This window comes from Arthrobacter sp. sptzw32 (assembly GCF_059089735.1).
The window spans coordinates 70,420-93,164 of record NZ_JBNHEZ010000008.1 but is presented as its reverse complement, the minus strand read 5'-3'; the positions used below and the strand labels follow the sequence as shown (position 1 = coordinate 93,164).

General features: G+C 66.7%; 19 protein-coding genes. 14 read left to right on the top strand and 5 right to left on the bottom strand.

The features are described from left to right. Nucleotides 1-92 precede the first annotated feature (92 nt). From AC5RVN_RS15375 to AC5RVN_RS15365, 3 genes are all read left to right on the top strand, one after another. A complete protein-coding gene (locus AC5RVN_RS15375; RefSeq protein ID WP_494138493.1) occupies nucleotides 93-1,769 on the top strand; it encodes an alkaline phosphatase D family protein in 1,677 nt (558 codons plus the stop codon). A 161-nt stretch (nucleotides 1,770-1,930) separates the two neighbouring features. Next, on the top strand, nucleotides 1,931-2,707 hold the full coding sequence (locus AC5RVN_RS15370; RefSeq protein ID WP_494138492.1) for a histidine phosphatase family protein: 777 nt from the start codon (nucleotides 1,931-1,933) through the stop codon (nucleotides 2,705-2,707). Continuing rightward, nucleotides 2,691-3,659: an NAD(P)H-hydrate dehydratase gene (locus AC5RVN_RS15365; RefSeq protein ID WP_494138491.1), complete on the top strand. Its 969-nt coding sequence runs from the start codon at nucleotides 2,691-2,693 to the stop codon at nucleotides 3,657-3,659. The genes AC5RVN_RS15370 and AC5RVN_RS15365 overlap by 17 nt, the downstream gene beginning before the upstream one ends. 182 nt (nucleotides 3,660-3,841) lie before the next feature. On the opposite strand, the gene AC5RVN_RS15360 is transcribed toward AC5RVN_RS15365, so the two are convergent. Continuing rightward, nucleotides 3,842-4,264 (bottom strand): Hsp20/alpha crystallin family protein, encoded by a 423-nt coding sequence (locus AC5RVN_RS15360; protein WP_494041552.1) that lies wholly within the window; start codon nucleotides 4,262-4,264, stop codon nucleotides 3,842-3,844. 607 nt (nucleotides 4,265-4,871) lie between these two features. Between AC5RVN_RS15360 and AC5RVN_RS15355 the strand changes: the two genes are divergently transcribed. From AC5RVN_RS15355 to AC5RVN_RS15335, 5 genes are all read left to right on the top strand, one after another. Then, nucleotides 4,872-7,109 (top strand): S9 family peptidase, encoded by a 2,238-nt coding sequence (locus tag AC5RVN_RS15355; RefSeq protein ID WP_494138490.1) that lies wholly within the window; start codon nucleotides 4,872-4,874, stop codon nucleotides 7,107-7,109. A gap of 120 nt (nucleotides 7,110-7,229) precedes the next feature. Further along, a complete protein-coding gene (locus AC5RVN_RS15350; RefSeq protein WP_494138573.1) occupies nucleotides 7,230-7,982 on the top strand; it encodes a peptidoglycan-binding protein in 753 nt (250 codons plus the stop codon). Between the two features lie 6 nt (nucleotides 7,983-7,988). Then, a complete protein-coding gene (locus tag AC5RVN_RS15345) occupies nucleotides 7,989-10,421 on the top strand; it encodes a hypothetical protein (protein ID WP_494138489.1) in 2,433 nt (810 codons plus the stop codon). A gap of 9 nt (nucleotides 10,422-10,430) precedes the next feature. Next, nucleotides 10,431-10,637, top strand: coding sequence for a hypervirulence associated TUDOR domain-containing protein (locus tag AC5RVN_RS15340; protein WP_494041549.1), 207 nt, complete (start codon nucleotides 10,431-10,433; stop codon nucleotides 10,635-10,637). Between the two features lie 4 nt (nucleotides 10,638-10,641). After that, nucleotides 10,642-11,838, top strand: a complete 1,197-nt coding sequence (locus AC5RVN_RS15335; protein WP_494138488.1) for an NAD(P)/FAD-dependent oxidoreductase — start codon at nucleotides 10,642-10,644, stop codon at nucleotides 11,836-11,838. 6 nt (nucleotides 11,839-11,844) lie between these two features. On the opposite strand, the gene AC5RVN_RS15330 is transcribed toward AC5RVN_RS15335, so the two are convergent. Then, a complete protein-coding gene (locus AC5RVN_RS15330) occupies nucleotides 11,845-12,429 on the bottom strand; it encodes a GNAT family N-acetyltransferase (protein ID WP_494138487.1) in 585 nt (194 codons plus the stop codon). Between the two features lie 33 nt (nucleotides 12,430-12,462). Then, nucleotides 12,463-13,629: an acetate kinase gene (locus tag AC5RVN_RS15325; RefSeq protein WP_494138486.1), complete on the bottom strand. Its 1,167-nt coding sequence runs from the start codon at nucleotides 13,627-13,629 to the stop codon at nucleotides 12,463-12,465. Between the two features lie 139 nt (nucleotides 13,630-13,768). On the opposite strand from AC5RVN_RS15325, the gene AC5RVN_RS15320 reads away from it, so the two are divergent. Then, nucleotides 13,769-14,053 carry a hypothetical protein gene (locus tag AC5RVN_RS15320; protein ID WP_494105299.1) on the top strand — a complete coding sequence of 95 codons (285 nt, stop codon included), beginning with the start codon at nucleotides 13,769-13,771 and terminating at the stop codon, nucleotides 14,051-14,053. A 58-nt stretch (nucleotides 14,054-14,111) separates the two neighbouring features. On the opposite strand, the gene pta is transcribed toward AC5RVN_RS15320, so the two are convergent. Then, nucleotides 14,112-16,190 (bottom strand): phosphate acetyltransferase, encoded by a 2,079-nt coding sequence (pta, locus tag AC5RVN_RS15315; RefSeq protein WP_494138485.1) that lies wholly within the window; start codon nucleotides 16,188-16,190, stop codon nucleotides 14,112-14,114. A gap of 234 nt (nucleotides 16,191-16,424) precedes the next feature. Between pta and AC5RVN_RS15310 the strand changes: the two genes are divergently transcribed. The 5 genes from AC5RVN_RS15310 (at nucleotide 16,425) to AC5RVN_RS15290 (ending at nucleotide 20,445) form a co-directional block, all read left to right on the top strand. Next, nucleotides 16,425-16,874: a hotdog fold thioesterase gene (locus AC5RVN_RS15310; RefSeq protein WP_494138484.1), complete on the top strand. Its 450-nt coding sequence runs from the start codon at nucleotides 16,425-16,427 to the stop codon at nucleotides 16,872-16,874. 6 nt (nucleotides 16,875-16,880) lie between these two features. Continuing rightward, nucleotides 16,881-18,233 carry an AMP-binding protein gene (locus AC5RVN_RS15305; RefSeq protein ID WP_494138483.1) on the top strand — a complete coding sequence of 451 codons (1,353 nt, stop codon included), beginning with the start codon at nucleotides 16,881-16,883 and terminating at the stop codon, nucleotides 18,231-18,233. Nucleotides 18,234-18,283: 50 nt separating this feature from the next. Then, the gene (locus AC5RVN_RS15300; RefSeq protein WP_494041541.1) at nucleotides 18,284-18,907 is read left to right on the top strand and encodes a TetR/AcrR family transcriptional regulator; all 624 of its coding nucleotides are present in this window, start codon (nucleotides 18,284-18,286) and stop codon (nucleotides 18,905-18,907) included. Nucleotides 18,908-19,004: 97 nt separating this feature from the next. Further along, nucleotides 19,005-20,126 carry a S1C family serine protease gene (locus AC5RVN_RS15295; RefSeq protein ID WP_494138482.1) on the top strand — a complete coding sequence of 374 codons (1,122 nt, stop codon included), beginning with the start codon at nucleotides 19,005-19,007 and terminating at the stop codon, nucleotides 20,124-20,126. A 25-nt stretch (nucleotides 20,127-20,151) separates the two neighbouring features. Then, nucleotides 20,152-20,445 carry a hypothetical protein gene (locus AC5RVN_RS15290; RefSeq protein ID WP_494138481.1) on the top strand — a complete coding sequence of 98 codons (294 nt, stop codon included), beginning with the start codon at nucleotides 20,152-20,154 and terminating at the stop codon, nucleotides 20,443-20,445. Between the two features lie 67 nt (nucleotides 20,446-20,512). Here the strand turns inward: AC5RVN_RS15290 and paaZ are convergent, their stop codons facing one another. Further along, nucleotides 20,513-22,621 carry a phenylacetic acid degradation bifunctional protein PaaZ gene (gene paaZ / locus AC5RVN_RS15285; RefSeq protein WP_494138480.1) on the bottom strand — a complete coding sequence of 703 codons (2,109 nt, stop codon included), beginning with the start codon at nucleotides 22,619-22,621 and terminating at the stop codon, nucleotides 20,513-20,515. Between the last annotated feature and the right edge of the window lie 124 nt (nucleotides 22,622-22,745).

The following is a 22,745-nucleotide window of genomic DNA, read 5'->3' as shown; positions in this document are numbered from 1 at the left end:
CGGACGTGCCCCCTCCAGCTGTTCAGCCCTGGCTCACCGCCCGTTCATCGAAGGGAAACAGTCTGTGCGCCGGGGGCCGGGAGGCTGGCACCATGACTGACATTTCCCGCCGTACCATCGTCAAAGGTTCCGTCCTCGCTGCCGCACTGGCCGCCACCCCTGCAACTGCCCAGGCTGCCCCCTTCCGCGCGCCCGCCGGCGTTGCTTTGGTCCGCAACCGGCTCACCCTTCCCAGCGGCATCGCCACGGGCGACGTCACCTCCGACTCCGCCGTGCTCTGGTCCCGCGCTTCGGGCGCCGGGCGGATGACGGCGCTGCTGCGGGCGATTGACGACAGCGGCCAGGTCCTGCACGGCCGTGGCTCCTTTGAACGCACCCTGCGCGGGCCGCGCGCCACCCAGGCGTCCGACTTCACTGCCAAGATCCACGCGGGCAACCTGCCGTCCAACACCCGCTTTGCGTTGGAGATCAGTTTCGAGGACGACGGCGGTGCTGCGGGTGAGACGGTCCGCGGCACCTTCCGCACGGCTCCGGACGCCGGGACGGTCAACGGCAAGGGGCGCACCGGCGAGACGAGCGCCGGAGGTGAGGTGCCGGCGTCGTCCGCCCAGAGCTTTGCCTGGACCGGCGACACCGCCGGGCAGGGGTGGGGCATCAACGAGGAGATCGGCGGGATGCGCGGCTACCGGGCCATGCACCAGACCCGGCCGGACTTCTTCATCCACTCAGGGGACACCGTCTACGCTGACGGCCCGCTGACCGAAACCGTGGTGGAGAAGGACGGGCAGGTGTGGCGGAACCTGGTGACCGAGGAGGTGTCCAAGGTGGCCGAAACCCTCACGGAGTTCCGCGGCCGGCACCGGTACAACTCGATGGACGCCAACATGCGTGCCATGTTCGCGGAGGTGCCGGTGATCGCCAACTGGGACGATCACGAGACCACCAACAACTGGTACCCGGGTGAAATCCTGGATGACCCGCGCTACACCGTCCGCGATGTCAACACCCTTGCGGCCCGCGGCCGGCAGGCGTGGCAGGAGAACATGCCGATCGCCGACTCGTCCGCGCTCTGGCGCCCAGGTACGTTCGAGGATGCCGGCCAGTACCAGCCCGCGCGCATCTACCGGAAGATCAGCCGGGGCCCGCAACTGGACATCTTCTGCCTGGACATGCGCACTTTCAAGTCCCCGAACACCGACGGCAAGGAACCCTACGCCACCAACATCCTGGGTCAGGAGCAGGTGGACTGGCTCGTCCGTGAGGTCACCAGGTCCAAGGCGACCTGGAAGGTGATTGCCGCAGACCTGCCGCTGGGCATCATCGTCCCCGACGGCACCGTGAACCAGGAGAGCCTGGCGAACCGCGACGCCGGCGCGCCGCTGGGCCGCGAGCTGGAGATCGCAGGGGTACTGAGTGCGTTCAAGCACAACCGGGTTAAAAATGTGGTGTGGCTGACGGCGGATGTGCATTACTGCGCCGCCCACCACTACTCCCCCGAGCGCGCCGCCTTCACGGACTTCGATCCTTTCTGGGAATTCGTGGCCGGGCCCATTGCCGCAGGGTCCTTCGGCCCCAATCCCATGGACGGCACCTTCGGCCCGGAGGTGGTCTTCGCCAAAGCCGGGCGCTTTCCCGGCGAGTCACCGCGCGACGGCGAAAACCAGTTCTTCGGGCACGTGCAGTTGGGCGAGGACAGCAGCTTTACCGCAAGCCTCCGCAACGCGAACGGCGCCACAGTGTTTTCGAAGGTGCTGACGCCGGAGCGGTAGCCGGGGCGGTGGGCGGGGCTTCCCGGGGCGCGCCACTTGCTGCGCGCCGGCGGGCTCCGCCGTCATCCGTTCCCTGTTGGTCGTTTACTTGCCCCGCCCTCTGGGTACGCCGCTGGTAATGTTCCTGCATTCGGCACGGCACACGGACGGGGTGAGGCTTTGTGAAAGAAGACGGACTGACAGAGGCTGTCCAGGAAGCCGGGGCGGTGGAGTTGATCCTGATCCGCCACGGTGAGAGTGAAGGCAACGTGGCGGCCACGGATGCGCGGCTGGCCGGAGCGGAGGTCATTGAGGTCCCCGCCCGGGACGCGGACGTGAACCTGTCCGGCACCGGGCAGGAACAGGCCAAGGCCCTGGGTGCCGCGCTGGCCCGCATCGCAGAGGACCTCCGGCCCGACGCCGTGGTTTCCTCCCCCTACGCCCGTGCACGCCAGACGGCCGAGATCGCTGTTGAGGCAGCGGGCTGGCCGGTGAAGGTGCGGACGGATGAACGCCTGCGCGACCGCGAACTCGGCATACTGGACCGGCTGACGCGCCGCGGTGTTGAAAACCGCTTCCCGGAAGAAGCGGAGCGCCGCGAGTGGCTGGGGAAGATGTACTACCGGCCCCCGGGCGGTGAATCCTGGGCGGACGTGGCACTGCGGCTGCGGTCCGTCCTGGATGAGCTGAACAACCTTGGCACAGGCCACCGGGTAATGCTTGTCTGCCACGACGCCGTGATCCTGCTGTTCCGCTACGTGCTGGAGGGCATGACCGAGCGGGAAATCCTGGACCTTGCGGCCGGCACATCCGTCCTCAACGCTTCCCTGACCCGCTATGTGCGGCCGTCCGGCGAAGGGCCATGGACCTTGGAAAGCTTCAACGTGGCGGACCACCTTACCGAGCAGGGCGTAACAGTGACCGAACACGCAGGAGACGCCAGTGTCCACCCAAAGTGATTCCGTAGCCACCGCCGGAACCGGCACCGCGTCGCCCACGCTGGTGACGCCGTCCCTGCTGCGAGACTGGCCGCTGCCGGCGCCGGGCGCGGACAAGTATTCGCGGGGCTCCGTGCTGGTGATCGGCGGTGCCCGGGCCACGCCCGGAGCGGCACTCCTGGCAGGTACCGCTGCGTTGCGGGCAGGCGCCGGAAAGCTCACGCTCGCCGTGGCCGAGTCGGTAGCAATGCAGTTGGGCGTGGCCCTCCCGGAGTGCGGGGCGATGGGGCTTCCGGAAACCGCCGAGGGGTCGCTGACAGGTGAGGGCCTGGACCGGATTTCTTCTTATCTCGACCGCGCCGATGCGATCCTGGTGGGCCCCGGGCTTGACGATCCGGACCTCGCCGAGGAGCTGCTGCGGGCACTGCTGGACCGGGAATCGGGCGGCTCCGGTGATTCAGGCTCTGGTGAGGGGACCACAGGCGGAGGTCCCGCCGTCGTGCTTGATGCCTACGCCCTCGGCGGCCTGGTGAAGGTGGCGGACCGGCTGGATCCGTGGAAGGGGCGGCTGATCCTCACGCCGAACCCGAAGGAAGCCGCTGTCCTGCTGGAGCGCGACGTGGAGGACCTGCCGGCAGATATTGCTGAGATCGCCGACAAGTTCCAGGCCGTGGTGAGCTGCCAGGGCTTCATCGGCCGACCCTCCGGCGGGGACGCACCGGAGGAATCGGAACTTTGGAAGATGACTACCGGGTACGGAGGCCTGGGAACGTCCGGGAGCGGGGACGTGCTGGCCGGGGCGATCACGGGCCTGCGCGCCCGGGGAACCACCAGCGCGCAGGCGGCATGCTGGGGGACCCACCTTCACGCCGCGGCAGCAGACCGGCTCGCCAGCAGGTTGGGCCCACTGGGATTCCTGGCCCGCGAACTGGCCGACGAATTGCCCGCCCTGATGCTGGAGCTGAACACCTAAAGCCATCCACGGCGGTTCCAGCCCGGACATGGGACGACCCCCGGCCGAAACCGGGGGCCACCGTATCGGGAAGTGCAGGCCTACCCTGCCCGTGCGCGTCCAGCGCTGTGGCGTGCTCAGAATGGCTATCCGCCCAAAAGGCAGTCAACAGTCTTTGCCCGACATCCCGATCCTGCTGGGGACTAGGCGGAAATTTCCTGCTTTGCCCCCTTCGTCTCAATCTCAATTTTACGCGGCTTGGCCTTCTCAGCGACAGGAATCCGCAGGGTAAGGACGCCGGCGTCGTAGGACGCCTTCACGTTGTCGGTGTCCAGGGTGTCACCAAGGATCAGCTGGCGGCTGAACACGCCGCGCGGCCGCTCGGAGGCGATCATCTCGGTATCCTTGCCTACAGGTTCAGGGCGTTCTGCCCGCACCGTCAGGACATTCCGTTCGACATCAAGGTCCACTGAGTCCGCTGCAACACCGGGCAGATCAAAGGCGACTACGAAGTCCTGGCCTTCGCGCCAGGCGTCCATGGGCATCGCTGCCGGACGCGCTGCCGTGCCGAGGACCTGCTGGGCCAGCCTGTCCAGCTCGCGGAACGGATCGGTTCGCATCAACATGGCTTCCCTCCTCGTGAGAGACGGTCCAACATAGTTTTTGTACCAGCCGATCTGTATTGGCTGATATAGATTTTTTAGCACTGGCCAAAAAGATCTGCAAGTGGTTCCGGGAAAAATTTTTCCTGCTCCTGACCGGGCGCCCGGCCACGAAAAAGGGGCCTTCGCAGCGTGTGAAGACCCCTTCACGTGACGGGTTGCCGTTCAGCTTCGGGTGGGGTCCGGGCGGAGCGGTGCAGGCCCGGGATCCGGCACCGGCAGCGGCCCGGGAGGCTCCGGCACCGGGAATGGGTTGGGCGGCGGCGGACCAGGATGGCCGGGGTGGGCAGGATCAGGGCTTGGGCCCGGCTCCGGCGGAAACGGCTCGGGCTCGTGCACTGGCGGGATGGTCATAAACTTCCCCTCTCACGCTGGGCGGATGTTGCCTTAGCGGAAACAGAATACGCCTGCCTCCGGAGCCCCACTAGGGCAGCCCCCTCCCGGGTGCGCCGGCAGGCCATGGTCCCGGTTGGCTCGGTTCAGCGACCCAACCAGGCATGATATCGCCAGGGTTCTCGTCCGGTAGCGAACGGCCGGTTAATTGTCAGGGCGGGTGGATATATTTGAACTCATGACCCAGACTCCGCTGCAGGATTCCGCCCGCACCGCCGCCACCGCCCCGAATCCCCCGGTTGCCAGGAAGATTCCGTTCCAGCGGCGTCACCATGGGGACATGTTCGTGGACAACTACGAGTGGCTGCGGAATAAGGATTCTGCCGAGGTAGTGGAGCACCTGAAGGCCGAGAACAGCTACCAGGAAGCGGTCACCGCGCACCAGGAGCCGCTCCGTGAAGCGATCTTCCAGGAAATCAAGGGCCGCACGCAAGAGACGGACCTGTCCGTCCCGCACCGGAAGGACGGCTGGTGGTACTTCAGCCGCTCGGTGGAAGGCAAGGAATACGGCATCCAGTGCCGGGTCCGTGCCGGCAACAGCGGCAACCCGGTGGATGACTGGACGCCCCCGGCGGTGGAACCCGGCGTAGAGATTCCAGGCGAGAAAATCCTGCTGGACGGCAACGTCGAAGCGGAAGGAAAGCCGTTCTTTTCCGTCGGCGGCACAGCTGTCACCGTCGACGGCAACCTCTACGCCTATGCCGTGGACAATGCCGGCGACGAACGCTTCACCCTGAACATTAAGGACCTCCGGACCGGCGAACTCCTGCCTGACGTCATCGAGAACGTGTTCTACGGCGTCTCCTTCTCCCCCGACGGCACCCGCATCTTCTACACAGTGGTTGACGATTCCTGGCGCCCGTACCAGGTCAAGGCCCACACGCTGGGAACGCCCGCCAGCGAGGACGTGGTGGTTTACCAGGAGGACGACGTCGCCATGTGGCTGGGCTTCGAACTCTCCGCGGACCGGCGCTACCTCGTGCTGGGCATCGGCTGCTCCGAGTACAGCGAAACGCGCCTGCTCCGTTTCGATGATCCCAGCCAGGAACTCACCACCGTGATTTCCCGCGATGAGCGCGTGCTGTACGAGGCCGAACCCTTCCTGCTGCCGGGCCCGGACGGCTTAAAGACTGAACGCATCCTGCTCACCCACAACCGCGGTGCCATCAACTCCATGGTCTCCCTGACGGACTGGGCAGAGCTTCACAAGCCGCTCGCCGATCAGCGGTGGGACACCGTCGTCGAACACTCCGGGGACGTCCGCGTCAACGGCGCAGGCGTTACTTCCACACACCTGGTCGTATCCATCCGCAAAGACACCATCGAGCGCGTGCAGGTGATCGGGCTTGAAGGCCTGGGCACGGCTGCCCAGGAAGCGGCCGTTGAGCCCGCCTTTGATGAGGAGCTGTACACCGCTGGAGTCGGGGGCTCGGACTACGAGGCGCCGGTAATCCGCCTCGGCTACACGTCCTACTTCACGCCCTCGCGCGTTTATGATTTTGTGCTGCCCACTCCCCGGCAGCCCGCGGGTGAGCTGCTGCTAAGGAAGGAAAGCCCGGTCCTGGGCGGCTACGACGGCAAGGACTACGTGGCCACCCGCGAATGGGCAACGGCGGCGGACGGCACCCGGATCCCGCTCTCCGTGCTGCGCCACAAGGCGGTCAAGCAGGATTCGACGGCGGCCGGCCTGGTGTACGGATACGGCTCCTATGAATTGAGCATGGATCCCGGCTTCGGCATCGCCCGGCTCTCCCTGCTGGACCGCGGCGTGGTGTTTGTGATCGCCCACATCCGCGGCGGCGGCGAGCTGGGCCGGCACTGGTATGAGGACGGAAAGAAGCTCGCCAAGAAAAACACCTTTACCGATTTCGTCGCTGCCACGGACTGGCTGGCGCACTCGGGCTGGGTGGACCCGGCGCGGATCGCGGCCATGGGTGGCTCGGCCGGCGGACTGCTGATGGGGGCCGTGGCCAACATGGCCCCGGAGAAGTACGCCGCGATTGTGGCCCAGGTGCCGTTCGTGGACGCCCTCACCACCATCCTGGACCCGGAGCTGCCGCTGTCCGCCCTTGAGTGGGAGGAATGGGGCAACCCCATCACGGACCCGGAGGTTTACGCCTACATGAAGTCGTACTCCCCCTACGAGAACGTCCGCGCGGCGGCCTACCCGAAGATCGCCGCCGTGACGTCCTTCAACGACACCCGCGTGCTGTATGTGGAGCCGGCAAAGTGGGTGCAGGAGCTGCGGAACCGGACCACGGGCTCTGAACCGGTGGTGATGAAAATCGAGATGGACGGCGGGCACGGCGGCGCGTCCGGCCGCTACGTGCAGTGGCGCGAAAGGGCCTGGGACTACGCGTTCATCGCCGATTCACTCGGAGCCACTGAATTGCTTCCCGGCGCTGGCCTGCGGTAATACCCCCGCAAAAGGATCTGCTCCGGTACCGAAAAAAGCTAACCATGCTTACTATTGTCTGGCGCTGGCTGCCCGCTGGGGGCAGGCCAACCGGTGCCGGATGTGGAGGTTTGCGTGAGCATGGAAAAGGAAATGCGTCCCCTGACCGACGACGAACTGCTGTCGGAGCAGGCAACAGCGCTGCCGGACAAGGAAGTTGCTTCTGTCCTTGACCTGAATGCGGATCTGGACCTTGGCATCGACGCCGCCGCACCGATCGACCTTGCCGTGGCGGCGAACGCCAACGTGGCCGCGCCGATTGACGCCGCGGCCTCTGCAAACATCCTTTCCTACGGATCGGACGCACAGGCACTCGCCGATCAGGGGGTCATGATCGAACAGGGCATTGCGGCGGACGCGAACGCCCAATCCACCCAGGACAGCATCATCGACCAGGGCAACGACACCGTAGACGACGGCGGTGCCACCACCGAGGCGGGCGGCACCGAAGCTGCTGGCACTGGCACCACTCCCGACGCCGGCACCCTCCTTCCCGACGGTACGTCCACCGATGGCATTGTGCCTGAAGACGGCCTGGGCGGAGAACTGCCCGACGTCGGCGCCCTGCCGGTGGATCAAGCAGCCGCGCTCGACGGTGACCTGCTCAACGTCAACGTGGACCTCGCCGCCGATGCGGACATCGCCGCCCCGATCAACGGCGCAGTAGCCGCCAACGCGAACGTCGCCGCCCCGATCGACGCGGCCGTCGCCGCGAACATCGGTTCCATCGACAGCCAGGCCTATGCCGTGGCCGAACAGGACGCCATTATCTCCCAGCACATCGAGGGCGAGGCCAACGCCTCCGCTGACCAGCAGTCCGACCTCGAGCAGTAAGCACAGATGAGCCGCACTACCGGCGGGCTGCGCTCCCAGGGCAGCCCGCCACCGTCCGCTGCCCCCGTTGCCGGGCACCCGCTGCTGGTTCCCGCCCTGGCCGACGGCGTCCAGCTGATCGGCAGGGCCGAGGGATCGGGCTACCGGGAGGCGCCCTCGCTGGTCCGCCGCGCGGACGGCCAGACCCTCCAGCTCACACCACTGCTGTTTCTGGTGCTCGAGGCGGTGGACGGCCAGCGCGGCCTCGAGGAAATCGCCCAGCACGCCAGCGCCGCTTCCGGAAGGCTGGTCAGCGCGGACAACGTCCGCACGCTGATGGACTCCCAGCTCCTGCCGTTGGGCCTGCTCCGCCTCGCGGACGGGTCCCAGCCGGAGGTCCGGAAAGCTGACCCGCTGCTGGGGATGCGCTTCCGCTACACGGTGACGGATCCGGAGCGCACCCGCAGGATCACCGCGCCCTTCGCAACCCTGTTCAATCCGTTGATCGTGGCAGCGGTGACCGCGGCATTCCTGGCAGCGTGCTGGTGGGTGCTCATGGTGAAGGGGCTCGGATCGGCCACCCATGAAGCGTTCGAAAACCCTGTTCTGCTTCTGCTGATCTTTGCCATCACCATCGTCTCCGCGGGCTTCCACGAGTTCGGGCACGCCGCCGCCGCGCGCAGGGGCGGAGCCACGCCCGGGGCCATGGGCGCCGGGCTGTACCTGGTCTGGCCGGCCTTTTTCACGGACGTCACCGACTCGTACCGGCTGGGCCGCGGCGGCAGGCTGCGGACAGACCTCGGCGGCCTGTACTTCAACGCGATAATTGCGGTGGCCATCATGGGCCTGTGGTGGGCCACCGGCTTTGATGCGCTGCTGCTGGTGGTGGTAACCCAGATCCTGCAGATGGTCCGGCAACTGCTCCCCCTGGTCCGGTTCGACGGTTACCACATCCTGGCCGACGCCACGGGGGTGCCCGACCTCTTCCAACGCATCAAACCCGTATTGCTGGGCCTGCTCCCCTGGCGTTGGAAAAGGCCGGAGAACAAAGTCCTCAAGCCATGGGCCCGGGCAGTGGTCACGGCGTGGGTGCTGGTCACCGTGCCGCTGCTGCTGTTCAGCCTGGCCATGATGGTGCTCGCCCTGCCGCGGCTGTTGGCCACTGCATGGAGCAGTGCCGCCAGGCAGCAGGAACTGCTGGCCGAAAGCCTCTCCGCCGGGGACCCTGCCGGCGCCGCCGTACGTGTCCTGGCTATCGTGGCCGTCGCCCTTCCTGTGCTGGGCATGCTCTACATCCTGCTGCGGCTGCTGAGGCAGCTGGTCACCGGGCTCTGGCAGAAGACCCGCGGCAAGGTCCTGCAGCGCACCGCCGCCATGGGCGCGGTGACGGTACTGCTGGCCGGGCTGGCCTGGGCCTGGTTGCCCGACGGCGGGACGTACCGTCCGGTGCAGCCATACGAACGCGGCACGCTGGCTGACGCAACAGCGTCCGTCCTCCCGGCAGCAAGCACCGTCCTGCGGGAGGGCGGCAGCGGAATGACACTGGCGCTGTGGCCTGATGCTGCGCCCCTGCCCACCCGGGAGAACCCGCAGCTGAGCATGGTGCTGGTTCCGGTGGAGGCTTCTCCGGGGTCCGGCCCTACCAGGTCCCCGTCTTCTTCTCCCGGTTCCGCCGCCCCGTCCTGGGTGTTCCCGTTTGACCGGCCGGCCGCCTCGAAGGAGGACGGCAACCAGGCGCTTGCCGTGAACACCACCGACGGATCAGTCACCTACAGCGTGGCTTTCGCGCTGGTGTGGGCCGAGGACGGCGGACCCGTCGATACCCGGAACGAGGCCTACGCCTTTGCCAGCTGCACCGGCTGCGCCGCCGTGGCGGTGGGCTTCCAGGTGGTCCTTGTCGTAGGCCAGGCGGACGTGGTGGTACCGGAAAACCTGTCCGCGGCCGCCAACTACAACTGCGTTGAATGCCTCACCTACGCCCTGGCCAGCCAGCTCGTCCTCACTTTGGACGGTCCCCTGAGCGATGCCGGCATGGAGCAGCTCATGGCGCTGTGGGCCGAAATCGCCGAGTACGGCCGGAACATCCACAACGTTCCGCTCTCGGAAATCCAGGCCCGGCTTGCCGCCTACAAGGAGCAGATCCGGGCCATCATCAAGGCTGATCCAAGCGCCGCCCAGTCTAACGAGACGCTGGCGCCGGTTGCTACGGACACCGCTGCGCCCCCAACTGCGCCGGCAGCGGGCACCGCGCCCACCGAAACCCCTGCTACTGGCGAAACACCCGCAACCGCGCCGGCACCTGCTCCGGCAGGAACCGGGGCCGCCACCGCCCCGGCGACGCAGCCCGCCCCCGTTGACCCGCCGGCGTCGTACGCGCCCATTGAGCCGCCGGTGCCAACGGCGGATACTGGGGGCACGGCGCCCGCCGCTGAGCCCCGACCCACCGAAAACCCCAGCTAGGAGAACAGAATGTCGTTAAGCAAGGGAACGTCCGTGGAGTGGAACACCTCGCAGGGCAAGACGCACGGCAAGATTGTGGAGAAGAAAACCAGCGACTTCGAGCTGGACGGACACACGCACCGGGCCAGCGAGGACGAACCGCAGTACATCGTGGAATCCGCGAAGACCGGCGCACGGGCAGCACATAAAGCCTCCGCCCTGACGGAAAAGAAGTAACCCGGTGGCAGCACAGCACGAAGTGGTCATCATCGGCGGTGGGAACGCCGGAATCGCGCTGGCGGCCCGGCTGGAGCGCTACGGCGTGAAGGACGTGGCGGTGGTTGAGCCGAAGGACCACCACCTCTACCAGCCGCTGTTCTCCCACATTGCCGGGGGCAGGGCGTCCGCGAAGGAAGCGGTCCGGACCCAGGAGTCAGTGATTCCCAAAGGCGTCAGGTGGATCCGGGACAGCGCAGTGGCCGTGGACACCGACGCCAACACCGTAAGCCTGGCGTCAGGATCAGCTGTTTCCTACGGCCAGCTGGTGGTCTGCCCGGGAATACAGTTCGACTGGGCCGCGGTGCCCGGCCTGGCCGAGGCAGTGCATTCACCGCACGGCACTTCGCACTACGAGTTTGAGCTGGCATCCAAGACCTGGACCCTCCTCAGCGGACTGACATCGGGCACGGCAGTGTTCACCATGCCGGCAGGTCCGGCCACGTGCGCCGGCGCGAGCCAGAAACCCATGTACCTTGCCTGCGACTACTGGAAGGAACAGGGCGTCCTGGACAAGATCCGAGTTGTGATGGTCCAGCCCTATCCCACTGTTTTCGGGGTGCCGGAGGTTGACCGGGAGCTGGACCGCAAGATTGCGGAGTACGGCATTGAGTTGTGGACCAACAGCGAACTCGTAGCCGTGGATGCCGCCAGTCAGAAGGCGACCATCCGGAACACCGAGTCCGGCGCTGAGGAGAACCTGCACTACGACGTCCTCAACGCCGTCCCGCCCCAGTCCGCGCCTGACTGGCTCAAGGCGTCAAACCTGCCGGCAGCCGGGGACGACGGCGGCTTCGTTGAGGTGGACCGGCAGACGCTTCGGCACATCCGGATCCCCAATGTCTGGTCCCTGGGCGACGCCGCGGCTACCACCAATTCGAAAGCCGGCGGAGCCCTCCGTAAACAGACGATGGTCCTGGCCAAGAACCTGGTGGCCGCCCGGAAGGGGAAACCGTTGCCGGCCAAGTACAACGGCTACTCCGTCTGCCCGTTCACGGTGTCCCGCAATACGGTGGTGTTTGCTGAGTTTGATGACCGGTACCGTCCCATGCCCACCGTTCCGCGCATCCCCACATGGAACGAGAGCAAGCTGTCCTGGGTGGTGGACCGGGACATCTTTCCGCAGGTGTACTGGAACCTGATCCTCAAGGGGCGTGCGTAGCCGCAGTCAGCCGCCCTGCCGGGCCTGCCGCTTAAGCGCCTGGTCCACGCGCCACTCGTCAGCCAGGACTGCATAGATCAGCTCGGTGGCCCACTGGCCTTTGTAGTGCCATTTGTCCACGTGCCGCGCTTCCTGCCGCATGCCGAGGCGGCAGCAAAGCGCGGCAGATGCTGTGTTCAGTTCGTCAAGGCGCGCCTCGATCCGGTGCATGCCCAGCTCCTCGAAGCCGAGGCGGAGCATGGCCGCCGCCGCTTCCGTGGCGTAGCCCTTGCCCCTGGCCCCGGGCGCCAGGCTCCAGCCCACTTCGCCCTGGCCGTATCCCGGCAGCCATTTGAGGACCACTTCACCCTGCAGCCCGCCGTCGTCCGCTGCCTCGACGGCGAGCGCCACCCAGTCACCCTCCTTCGCGAAAACAAAGTTCGCGTACCGGCCCACCCGCTCCATTGACTGCGTGTAGGTTTTGGCCGGCCCAGGCAGGAACCTGGCGGTCTCAGCCAGTGAATGGTAGGCGTGGAACGCATCAAGATCGCCGCCTTCGAAGCGGCGCAGGATGAGCCGTTCAGTGCGGATGGGCAGGGTGATGTCAGGCATGGGGAGAGGCTGCTCCTTGGTTCAGGAGGGCGGTTACCGCGCCACTGAGGCGGAAACGACGGCGGCTGTCGCCTCCGCGATGGCCCGCTCCTCATCGGTGGGAACCACCAGGACAGGGATGGCGGACTGCGGCGTGGAAATAACGCGCGGCTCCTTGGACCGCTCTGCGTTCAGGCCGGCGTCGAGCTGTATGCCCAAGGCGCCCAGCTTCTCCGCCACGAGCGCCCGGAACTGGTGGGAGTTCTCGCCGATTCCGGCGGTGAACACGAGTGCCTTGGCTCCGCCCACGGCCACGTGGTACCCGCCGATGTACTTGGCCAGCCGGTACGAGGTGACCGCGAGCGCTGTGTCCGCCCTGGCGTCGCCGGATTCGGCAGCCTCCACCACCGAGCGCATGTCGTTGTTGCCGGCCAGGCCCTTCAGTCCGGATTCCCGGTTCAGCATGGTGTCGAGGTCTTCCGGCGTCCAGCCGGCCCTGCCGAGGAAGACCAGGATGGAGGGGTCGAGATCCCCTGAGCGGGTTCCCATCACCAGGCCCTCCAGCGGGGTGAAGCCCATGGACGTATCCACCGAGCGGCCGCCCCGGATCGCGGTGGCGGAGGCGCCGTTGCCCAGGTGGGCGATGACGCCGTCGAACTCTTCAACCGGAAGGTCCAGCAGTGCCGCGGCCTGGCGGGTCACGTACTCGTGGGACGTGCCGTGGAAGCCGTAGCGGCGGATGCCGTGGTTTGTGTAAAGCTCATCCGGGACGGCGTAGCGCCACGCCTGCTCCGGAAGGGTGCGGTGGAACGCGGTGTCAAAGACGGCCACCTGGGGCATGTCCGGCCACTTTTTGGTGATGGCGCGGATACCCAGCACGTTGGCGGGGTTGTGCAGGGGCGCCAGCGGGTTGAGCCGTTCGATGGCGCGGGTGATTTCGTTGTCTACCAGCACGGGTTCCGCGAAACGCTCGCCGCCGTGCACCACCCGGTGCCCCACCGCGGCCAGCTCCAGGTCGCCGAGCTCCTGGTGGATGGCGGCGTCCACCTGTTCCAGCGCCTCGGCATGGTCCCGGGGGCCCACGATCTCGCCGTCCCCGTCACCGCCGTTGCCCATCCCGATCTTTTCGATCAGCCCCTCCGTGAGTACGCTCCCGGCAGCGACATCACGCACCTGGTACTTGAGCGAGGACGAGCCGGAATTGATGACGAGGACGAGCATGCGGGCCTCCTGAGCCTGGCGTCTGCGGTTCAAACCACACTATAGGTTGCCCCGGCAGCGGCGCTGTTTCCTTGCGGATGGAAGCCGGCTGTGCCTAGAGTCGGCGGACAGGCTGGACCACGCCCGAGAGGACACTTCCATGACGAACGAGCCCACTTCGATCGACGAGAACGACCCCACCAACACCGGATCCAGCAGCACCGCGCCGCTGAACGCTGGGGGCTCCGGCACCAAGGACCCTGCCGGCGTCGAGGGCGCCAACCCCGCCCTGGATGACACCGGCGCCAGCAAGGCCGGTGAAACGGGCGAGTCCCCGCAGGCGCCGGAGAACCTTGAGGACCTCGACCTCACCCCGCAGGGCCTGTCCGATGAGCCGGCCAAGCAGGAGGACTCCGAGAGCTTGGCGAAGCCGGACAACAGCTGACCCACGCGAAAGGACGACGCCGGCCCCCACCCGGGTGCCGGCGTCGTCCTTTGCGTGCTTACAAAGCCGGCGCCTGCGCCTGGATGGCTGTGATGGCCACCGTGTTCACGATGTCCTCCACCGTGCAGCCGCGGGAGAGATCGTTGACCGGCTTCCGCAGGCCCTGCAGGACTGGCCCGACGGCGACGGCACCGGAGCTCTGCTGCACCGCCTTGTAGGTGTTGTTGCCGGTGTTAAGGTCCGGGAAGATAAACACGGTGGCCTGGCCGGCCACCGAGGATCCCGGCATTTTGGACTCCGCGATCGAGGCATCCACGGCGGCGTCGTACTGGATGGGGCCTTCGACGGCGAGATCAGGGCGGCGCCGGCGCACCAGTTCGGTGGCCTGCCGCACCTCGTCCACCGCCTCACCTGAGCCGGAGCCGCCGGTGGAGTAGGACAGCATGGCCACCCGCGGCTCCACGCCGAACTGCGCAGCCGTTTCAGCTGAGGCGAGCGCGATGTCCGCCAGCTGCTCAACGTTAGGGTCCGGGTTCACTGCGCAGTCGCCGTAGACCAGCACCCGGTCCGGCATCAGCATCAGGAACACCGAGGAGACGATCTTCACGCCCTCGCGGGTCTTCACGAACTCCAGCGCCGGCCGGATGGTGTGCGCGGTGGTGTGGGCCGCGCCGGACACCATCCCGTCCACCACACCGAGCTGGACCATCATGGTGCCGAAGTAGCTGACGTCCTGCATGATTTCCAGGGCCTTGGGGAGGTCAACACCCTTGTGTGCCCGCAGCCCCGCGTACTGCTCGGCGAATTTTTGCCGCAGGTCCGAGGTGGCAGGGTCCACGATGTTGATTCCGGACAGGTCGATGCCGCGGGCGGCGGCCAGCTCGCGGACATCCGACTCCGGCCCCAGGACAGTGAGGTCACAGACGTCGCGGCGGTGCAGGATCTCCGCAGCCCGCAGGATGCGTACATCCGTCCCCTCGGGGAGGACCACGTGCCGTCGCTGGCCGCGGGCCCGCTCAATGAGGTCGTGGAGGAAGCGGAGCGGGGTCATTCGTTCGGCCCGCGGCAGGTGCAGCCGCTCCATCAGCTCGGCCTCATCCACGGTGCGGGACCAGAGCCCCAGGGCGGAGGCGACCTTGCGGCGGTGGCCGGACCAGATCTCGCTCCGGACCTCAGAGACGCGGCGCGCGGTGGTGTAGGTATCGTCCGCGGCGGCGAACACCGGGAATGGTGCCTGTGCCAGGAGCGGGTAGATGTTGGCATCCGGTGCCAGGCCGCCGGTGAGGATCAGCGCCGAGGCCACCGGGAATTCGGGTGAGAAGGACGACGCCAGGCACGCGACCATCACGTCCGCGCGGTCTCCGGGGACGATCACCAGGGCGCCCTCGTCAAGGACGTTCAGGAAGTTGCCCACGTTCATGGCCGCCACCTTGATGTCCTTCACGTCCCGCTCCATGTCCGCACGGCCGGCGATCTGCCGGACACCCAGGGCCGCGGCAACTTCACCGGTAGTGGGGCGCGCGATCTCCTCGAGCTCGGGCAGGACGTACACCGGCCGCTTGGAGGCGCCGGGCTTCACGGCGGCGGCGATAGCCTCGACGTCGTCCGGATCAGCGCGGTTCACCATAATGGCCAGCAGGGCGCACTTCTCGGCGGCGAGCTCCTTGCGGGCCACCTCGACGGCGGCCGCCGCCTCCGCCACGGTCCGCCCCTTGGCGCCCACCACCGCAACCACGGGGGCGGCAAGGTTGTTGGCCAGGCGGGCGTTGAGGTCGAACTCGACGGCGGCATCCTGGCCGGTGAGGTCCGTGCCCTCCACGATCACCACGTCGCAGTGGCGGGAGATTTCCGCGAAGATCTCCACACAGCGGGAATCAATGTCCTCCCGTTTGCCATCTGCAAGCAGGGACCTGACCTCCTCGTGGGTCAGGCCGCCGCGGCATCGCTCATCTTCCAGGGCGAACCGCGATTTCATCAGGGCCACCATGGGATCGTCCGCCGCGTCCGGGCCGTGGACCACGGGCTTGAAGAAACCGATCCTGTCCGCATGACGGTGCAGGGTGTCCGCCAGGCCCAGGGCCACAAGGGACTTGCCCGATCCGGGAGTGGTTGCGCTGACGTAGATGCTTTTGGCCATGGTCCGCCCTTTTGCTGTTCTGCTGGTTCCGGTCCTCCCATCCTTGCACTTTTCGTCGGAATAGCTTCGGGCAGTCCTGACACGTGGCCCACATAAGTGGCGCCGCCGTGCCGGTTCCGGCACTCAAACCGGGACGCGGCGCTGACCCGGTCCGGCGGGCACGCCCTTGACACCGGACCGTCTCATAGGATTACCTAATGAACATTCGGTAAATAAAGCTGGAGGCAATGACGCATGGCTGAAACAACAGTTTCCGGGGCCATCCACCCCATCCTGGAAAACGACTACGCCTCCATCTGGATGGGAATCGAAGTCCTTGCCGTCAGCGAGGGCCACGCCACCATCCGGATGACACTCCGCCAGGAAATGCTCAACGGCTTCGGCATGGCGCACGGCGGAATGATCTTCGCCTTCGCGGACTCCGCCTTCGCCATGGCCTGCAACCCGGTCCACCCGGCGCCCGGCGAGGAAAACAACATCACCGTAGCCTCCGGCGTCGACATCAACTTCCTCAAGCCGGCCTACCGCGGACAGGTGATCACCGCCGTCGCGGACCGCCGTTCCAGCGCCGGCCGCAGCGGCCTGTACGACATCCAGGTTTTTGCCGCCGACCCGGGCGCCCAGGCTCCGGGTGAACTCATCGCCGAGTTCCGCGGACGCAGCCGGACCATCCCCAAAAAGTAGGACACCATGACCCTCCACGCCCCCGAAACACCCACGCCCACTGCCTCCGGCGCGGAACTTGACCGCGAAGAAACGATCTCCCGCGACGAGCTCGAAGCCCTGCAGCTCAGCTGCCTGCAGCACACCGTCACCTACGCCTACGAGCGCGTGCCCCTGTACAAGCGAAAATTCGACGACGCCGGCATCCACCCCGGGGACCTGCGCGAACTCAGCGACCTCGGCAATTTTCCCTTCACCACCAAGGACGACCTGCGCGCCGAATACCCGTTTGGGATGTTCGCCGTGCCGCAGAGCGAAGTAGCCCGCGTCCACGCCAGCTCGGGCACCACGGGCCGGCCCACCGTCGTCGGCTACACCAAACAGGACCTGGCGGACTGGGCCAAGCTCGTGGCCCGCAGCTTCCGCGCCTCCGGCATCCGCCCCGGGATGAAGGTCCACAACGCCTACGGCTACGGGCTGTTCACCGGCGGGCTCGGCGCGCACGCCGGAGCAGAGGCTTTGGGCTGCACCGTCATCCCGATGTCCGGCGGGCAGACCGAACGCCAGATCCAGCTCATCCAGGACTTCCAGCCGGATGCCATCCTGGCCACCCCCACCTACCTCCTGACCATCGCCGACGCCATGGCGCACATGGGCATCGACCCCGCCTCCACGTCCCTGAAGTTCGCCGTCCTCGGCGCCGAACCCTGGACCCAGGAGATGCGGCACGAACTCGAAGTCACCATGAACATCAAGGCCTGCGACATCTACGGCCTTTCCGAAGTGATGGGCCCGGGCGTCGCCGGCGAGGCGGTGGAAACCCAGGACGGCAGCCACATCTGGGAGGACCACTTCCGCCCCGAAATCATCGACGCCTTCAACCCCGTGGTGGGCAAGGAGAACGTCCTGCGCGACGGCGAGCACGGCGAACTCGTCTTCACCTCGCTCACCAAGGAAGCACTGCCCATCATCCGGTACCGCACCAAGGACCTCACCCGGCTCCTGCCCGGCACCGCCCGCCCCGCGCACCGGAGGATGGGACGCATCACCGGCCGCAGCGATGACATGATCATCCTGCGCGGCGTGAACCTCTTCCCGTCCCAGATCGAGGAAATCGCCCTCCGCATCCCCGAGCTCAGCCCGCACTTCCAGCTCGAACTCGCCCGGCCCGAGGGCCAGCGGATGGACCAGCTGACGGTCCGGATTGAACGCCGGGATGCCGTGACCTCCGAGCAGAGCGCGACGGCGGCGCGAACCCTGCAGGAGCAGATCAAGATCCACGTGGGTTCTTCGTGCTCAGTGGACGTCGTGGAGCCGGGCTCGCTGGAGCGGTCCAACGGCAAGCTGAAGCGCATCTACGACCTCCGGCCCAAGGGCTAGGGGCATCAGCCGGCGCCGACCGACCGACCGTTCATGAGAAACTAGGCTCCATGCCCAGCACCACTGACACCACCAGTTCCGCCGCCGGCGCCAAGCGCGGCCGGCCGGGATACGACCAGCAGTCGGTGCTGCGCATCGCCGTGGACGTGTTCAACCGGCATGGTTACGACGCCACGTCCATGGGCATCCTCGCGGACAACCTGGGCATCTCAAAGTCCGCCATCTACCACCACGTACCGTCCAAAGGCGACCTCCTCAAGCTTGCCCTGGATCACGCGCTCGGCGGTCTCGAAGCCATCCTGGAAGAACCCGAAGCTACCTCCGGTGCAGCCGATTCCCGCCTCGAATTCGTGCTCCGGCAAACGGTCGCGGTGCTGGTGGACCGGCTGCCGTTCGTCACGCTGCTCCTGCGCCTTCGCGGCAACACCGAGATTGAACGCGACGCCCTGGAACGCCGCCGCACGTTCGACCACAAGGTGGCCGGGCTGATTTCCGCTGCACGGGACGAGGGCTCGCTGCGCCAGGACATCGATCCCCGGACCGTCACCCGGCTCCTGTTCGGCATGATCAACTCCATCGTGGAATGGTACAAACCCGGCGGCTCCCTCTCGCCGGAAAGGCTCGCCGACGACGTCATCACCATGGCGTTCGACGGGCTCCACTCCCAACCGTAGGATCGTTGCGCCGATCCCAAATACTAAGCGTGCTTGGTATTTTTGTTGGTCCACGGCTACGGTGGTAGAACCAGCCAGCATCCGCAGGAGGCCGTCCATGAGCACCACCACCAGCCAGGGTTCATCCCGCCCGGCGCGGGCGCGCGCAGCGGCCTGCGGAGTGCTGCTCGCCCTGGCCCTTACGGCGTGCACTGGCTCGCCCACGCCCCCGGCCCCAAGCGAAACGTCCGCTTCGACAACCGGCAGCACCGTGTCCCCGGGTGCCACGCAGCCCGGCCCCACGGGTTCTGCCGGCAGCACCGCGCCGGCACCTGACGCAGCCGGCGGTATTCCTGACCTGGTAGCCAACCTTTCCCCGTCCGTGGTGACGATCTTCACCGAGGGCGGCGGGCTGGGCAGCGGCGTGGTCTATTCAGAGGACGGCCTCATCCTCACCAACGAGCACGTGATTCGGGGCAACACCAGGGTGGAAGTCGGATTCGCGGACGGCCAGCGCGTGGCCGGGACCGTGCGGGCCACTGATCCCGTCACCGATTTGGCCCTGGTCCAGGCCGACCGCACCGGCCTGCCGAAGCCCGTCTACCAGAACGACCTGCCCCGCGTGGGTGAGGGTGCACTGGTGTTGGGCTCACCGCTGGGCTTCGAGAACACAGCCACGGCCGGCATCATCTCCGGGCTCCACCGTTCCATCCCCGGGTCCGCCTCCAACAGCCTTTCGCTGGTGGACCTGATCCAGACCGACGCGCCCATCAGCCCCGGCAACTCCGGCGGCGCGGTGATCAACATGCGCGGTGAAATCATCGGCATCAGCGAAGCCTATATCCCGCCATCGGCCGGAGCCGTCTCACTGGGCTTCGCTATACCTGCGGCCACCGCAGTGGAGGTGGCCGAGGAGCTGCTCGCAGACGGCACCGCCGAGCACGCCTACCTGGGCCTCACCCCGTCCCAACTGACCCCGCAGATTGCTGACCAGCTGGGCATCGACATCACCACCGGCGTGGTGGTTTTGTCCGTTGACGAGGACGGCCCCGCCGGACGTGCCGGAATCCGCCCCGGCGATGTCCTGGAGTCCATGGAGGGCGTGGAGTTGACTGCGCCTGAGAAACTCCTGGCTGAACTCCGGAACCGCAACCCCGGCGATACCGTCGGCTTCAAAGTCCGCCGGGACAGCCAGACGCTGGACCTGAAAGCGGACCTCATCGACCGGCCCACAGAGTAGTACACCCGAGAGAAAGGTTAGACACATGAGCAACCACAGGGAAGAACCGAACGCCGGATACATCACTCCGGACCCGTCCAAAGTCCGCGAGGACATTCCCGGCGACGCCGGAGACGAAGCCAATGCCATCCGCTTCAGCGAGGAGCAGGCGCTGATCGAGGAACAGGCCAAGGGCATCCGTCCCGACACCTACAGCGTCCCCTCCGGTGGCCCCACCATGGACGAGGCCCGGGGAAACATGGACCTTTCAGACCAGACCGGAGCAGCGCCGTCGGACGACAGCAGCGACGACGGATTGCACAGCGGCGCCGAATCCTGACCCCGGCATGAAACAGCGGTAGGGGCGTCCCGGTTGATCCGGGGCGCCCCTGCCGTTTTCGAAGCGGCTACTTGGCTACGAGGGTGAGGACGTCGTAGGTGGCCACGATCTCGTCGTTCTGGTTGGTCAGCACAGCGTCCCAGGCGACCTCGCCGTACTCGTCCGTCTCGCGCGGAGTGATCTTCTTCGCGGTGAGGGTCACCCGGATGGAGTCGCCCGCGGCCACCGGAGTGATGAACCGCAGGTTCTCCAGGCCGTAATTTGCCAGCACCGGCCCGGGGGCAGGCTCCACGAACAACCCTGCACCCCAGGCCAGCAGGAGGTAACCGTGCGCCACGATGCCGGGGAAGAACGGATTGGCTTCCGCCGCTTCCTGGTTGGTGTGGGCGTAAAAGGTGTCGCCGGTGGTGTTGGCGAACGCTGTAATGTCCTCCAGCGTCACTTGGCGGAGGTCGGACCTCACGGCGTCGCCGATGCGCAGTGTTTCAAGCGGCTTCCGGAACGGATGCGTCCCCTCGGTTTCCACAGTGAAGTTGCGGTCGGCGCCCGGATGCCAGACCCCGGTGACAGCGGTCAGCATGTTCGGCGAACCCTGGATGGCCGTGCGCTGCATGTGGTGCATTACCGAGCGGATGCCGCCCAGTTCCTCGCCGCCACCGGCCCGGCCCGGCCCGCCGTGGACCAGGTGCGGCACGGGCGAGCCGTGGCCGGTGGAGCTGCGGGCGTCCTCGCGGTTGAGCATCAGGACACGGCCGTGGTGGGCGGCGATACCCGTGACAAGTTCGCGGGCAATGGCAGGATCATTAGTACACACCGAGGCCACCAGCGAGCCGCTGCCCCGGGCGGCGAGGCGGACGGCGTCGGGAATGTCGGTGTACCCGATCACGGAAGAAACCGGGCCGAAGGCCTCCAGCGAGTGGACCTCCTCGGCCTCCGGGTCCTGCCAGTTGAGCAAAAGGGGAGCCATAAAAGCCCCGCCGTCCGCCACACCCGTGGATCCGTCAGCGGAGGTGACCGACGGCGCCTCGAGAGTTCCGTACGCAAGCTCGCCCCCGGCGTCGAGCATGGACTGCACGGCCGCGCGGACGCCCTCAAGCTGCTCCACGGAGGCGAGCGCACCCATGGTGACGCCGTCCGCCCGGGGGTCCCCAAGGACAACCCGCTCCGAGATGCGCCTGCCGATGGCCGCCGACACGGCGGGCACCAGTTCCTGCGGCACGATGGCACGCCGGATGGCGGTGCACTTCTGCCCGGCTTTAGCCGTCATCTCAGTGACGACGGACCGGACGAAAGCGTCAAATTCCGGCGTTCCCTCCACCGCGTCAGGTCCGAGGATGGCGGCGTTCAGGGAGTCGGTTTCGGAGCTGAAACGGATTCCGCCCTGAACCACATTGGGGTGGGACTTCAGCGACAGCGCGGTGGAGGCGGAACCGGTAAACGCCACCAGGTCGCGGTAGTCGAGCACATCCAGCAGTCCGCGGACGGAGCCGGAAATCAGCTGCAGCGAACCCTTGGGCAGGATGTTGGATTCGACAATCGCCTTAACTACGGCGGCCGCCACGTACCCCGTGGGTGTTGCGGGCTTGACGATGGTTGGGACACCGGCGATGAATGCCGGGGCCAACTTTTCCAGCATGCCCCATACCGGAAAGTTGAAGGCATTGATCTGCACGGCAACGCCCGGGATGCGGGTGTAAATGTGTTCACCGGCGAAGGACCCGTCCTTGGACAGCACCTCCATCGGACCGTCCACCACCACCTGGGAGTTGGGCAGTTCGCGGCGGCCCTTGGAGCCGAACGTGAAGAGGACGCCGATGCCGCCGTCAATATCGATCATCGAGTCCACCTTGGTGGCGCCGGTCTGGGCGGAGAACGAGTAGAAGTGCTCGCGCCGGGCGTGGAGGTACTGTGCCAACTCCTTGAGCTTGAGGGCGCGCTGGTGGAAGGTCAGCTGGCCAAGTTCCGCCTGCCCGGTGGTGCGGCCGTAATTGACGACGGCGGCGAGGTCCAGCCCCTCGGTGCTCACCTTGGCCAGGATCTCCCCGGTGCTCGCATCACGAACAGGGACGGCGGAACCTGTGGAACCGTCAGGGGTCCACCACGCGTCCATGATGAAGCTGGGTACTGTCTCCACGGTGTCGACCGTGGCCTGGGGAGCTGTGGCGGTGGTGGTCATCGTTGACGGGTCCTTCCAACAAGGGACATACAAAGGCGGCCAGTGATTACTGACCGTCCGTTCGGTAATATAGTCACCATACATGAAGGCCGCTGGTGCAGACTAGAAGGCCGGGCTGGAAATG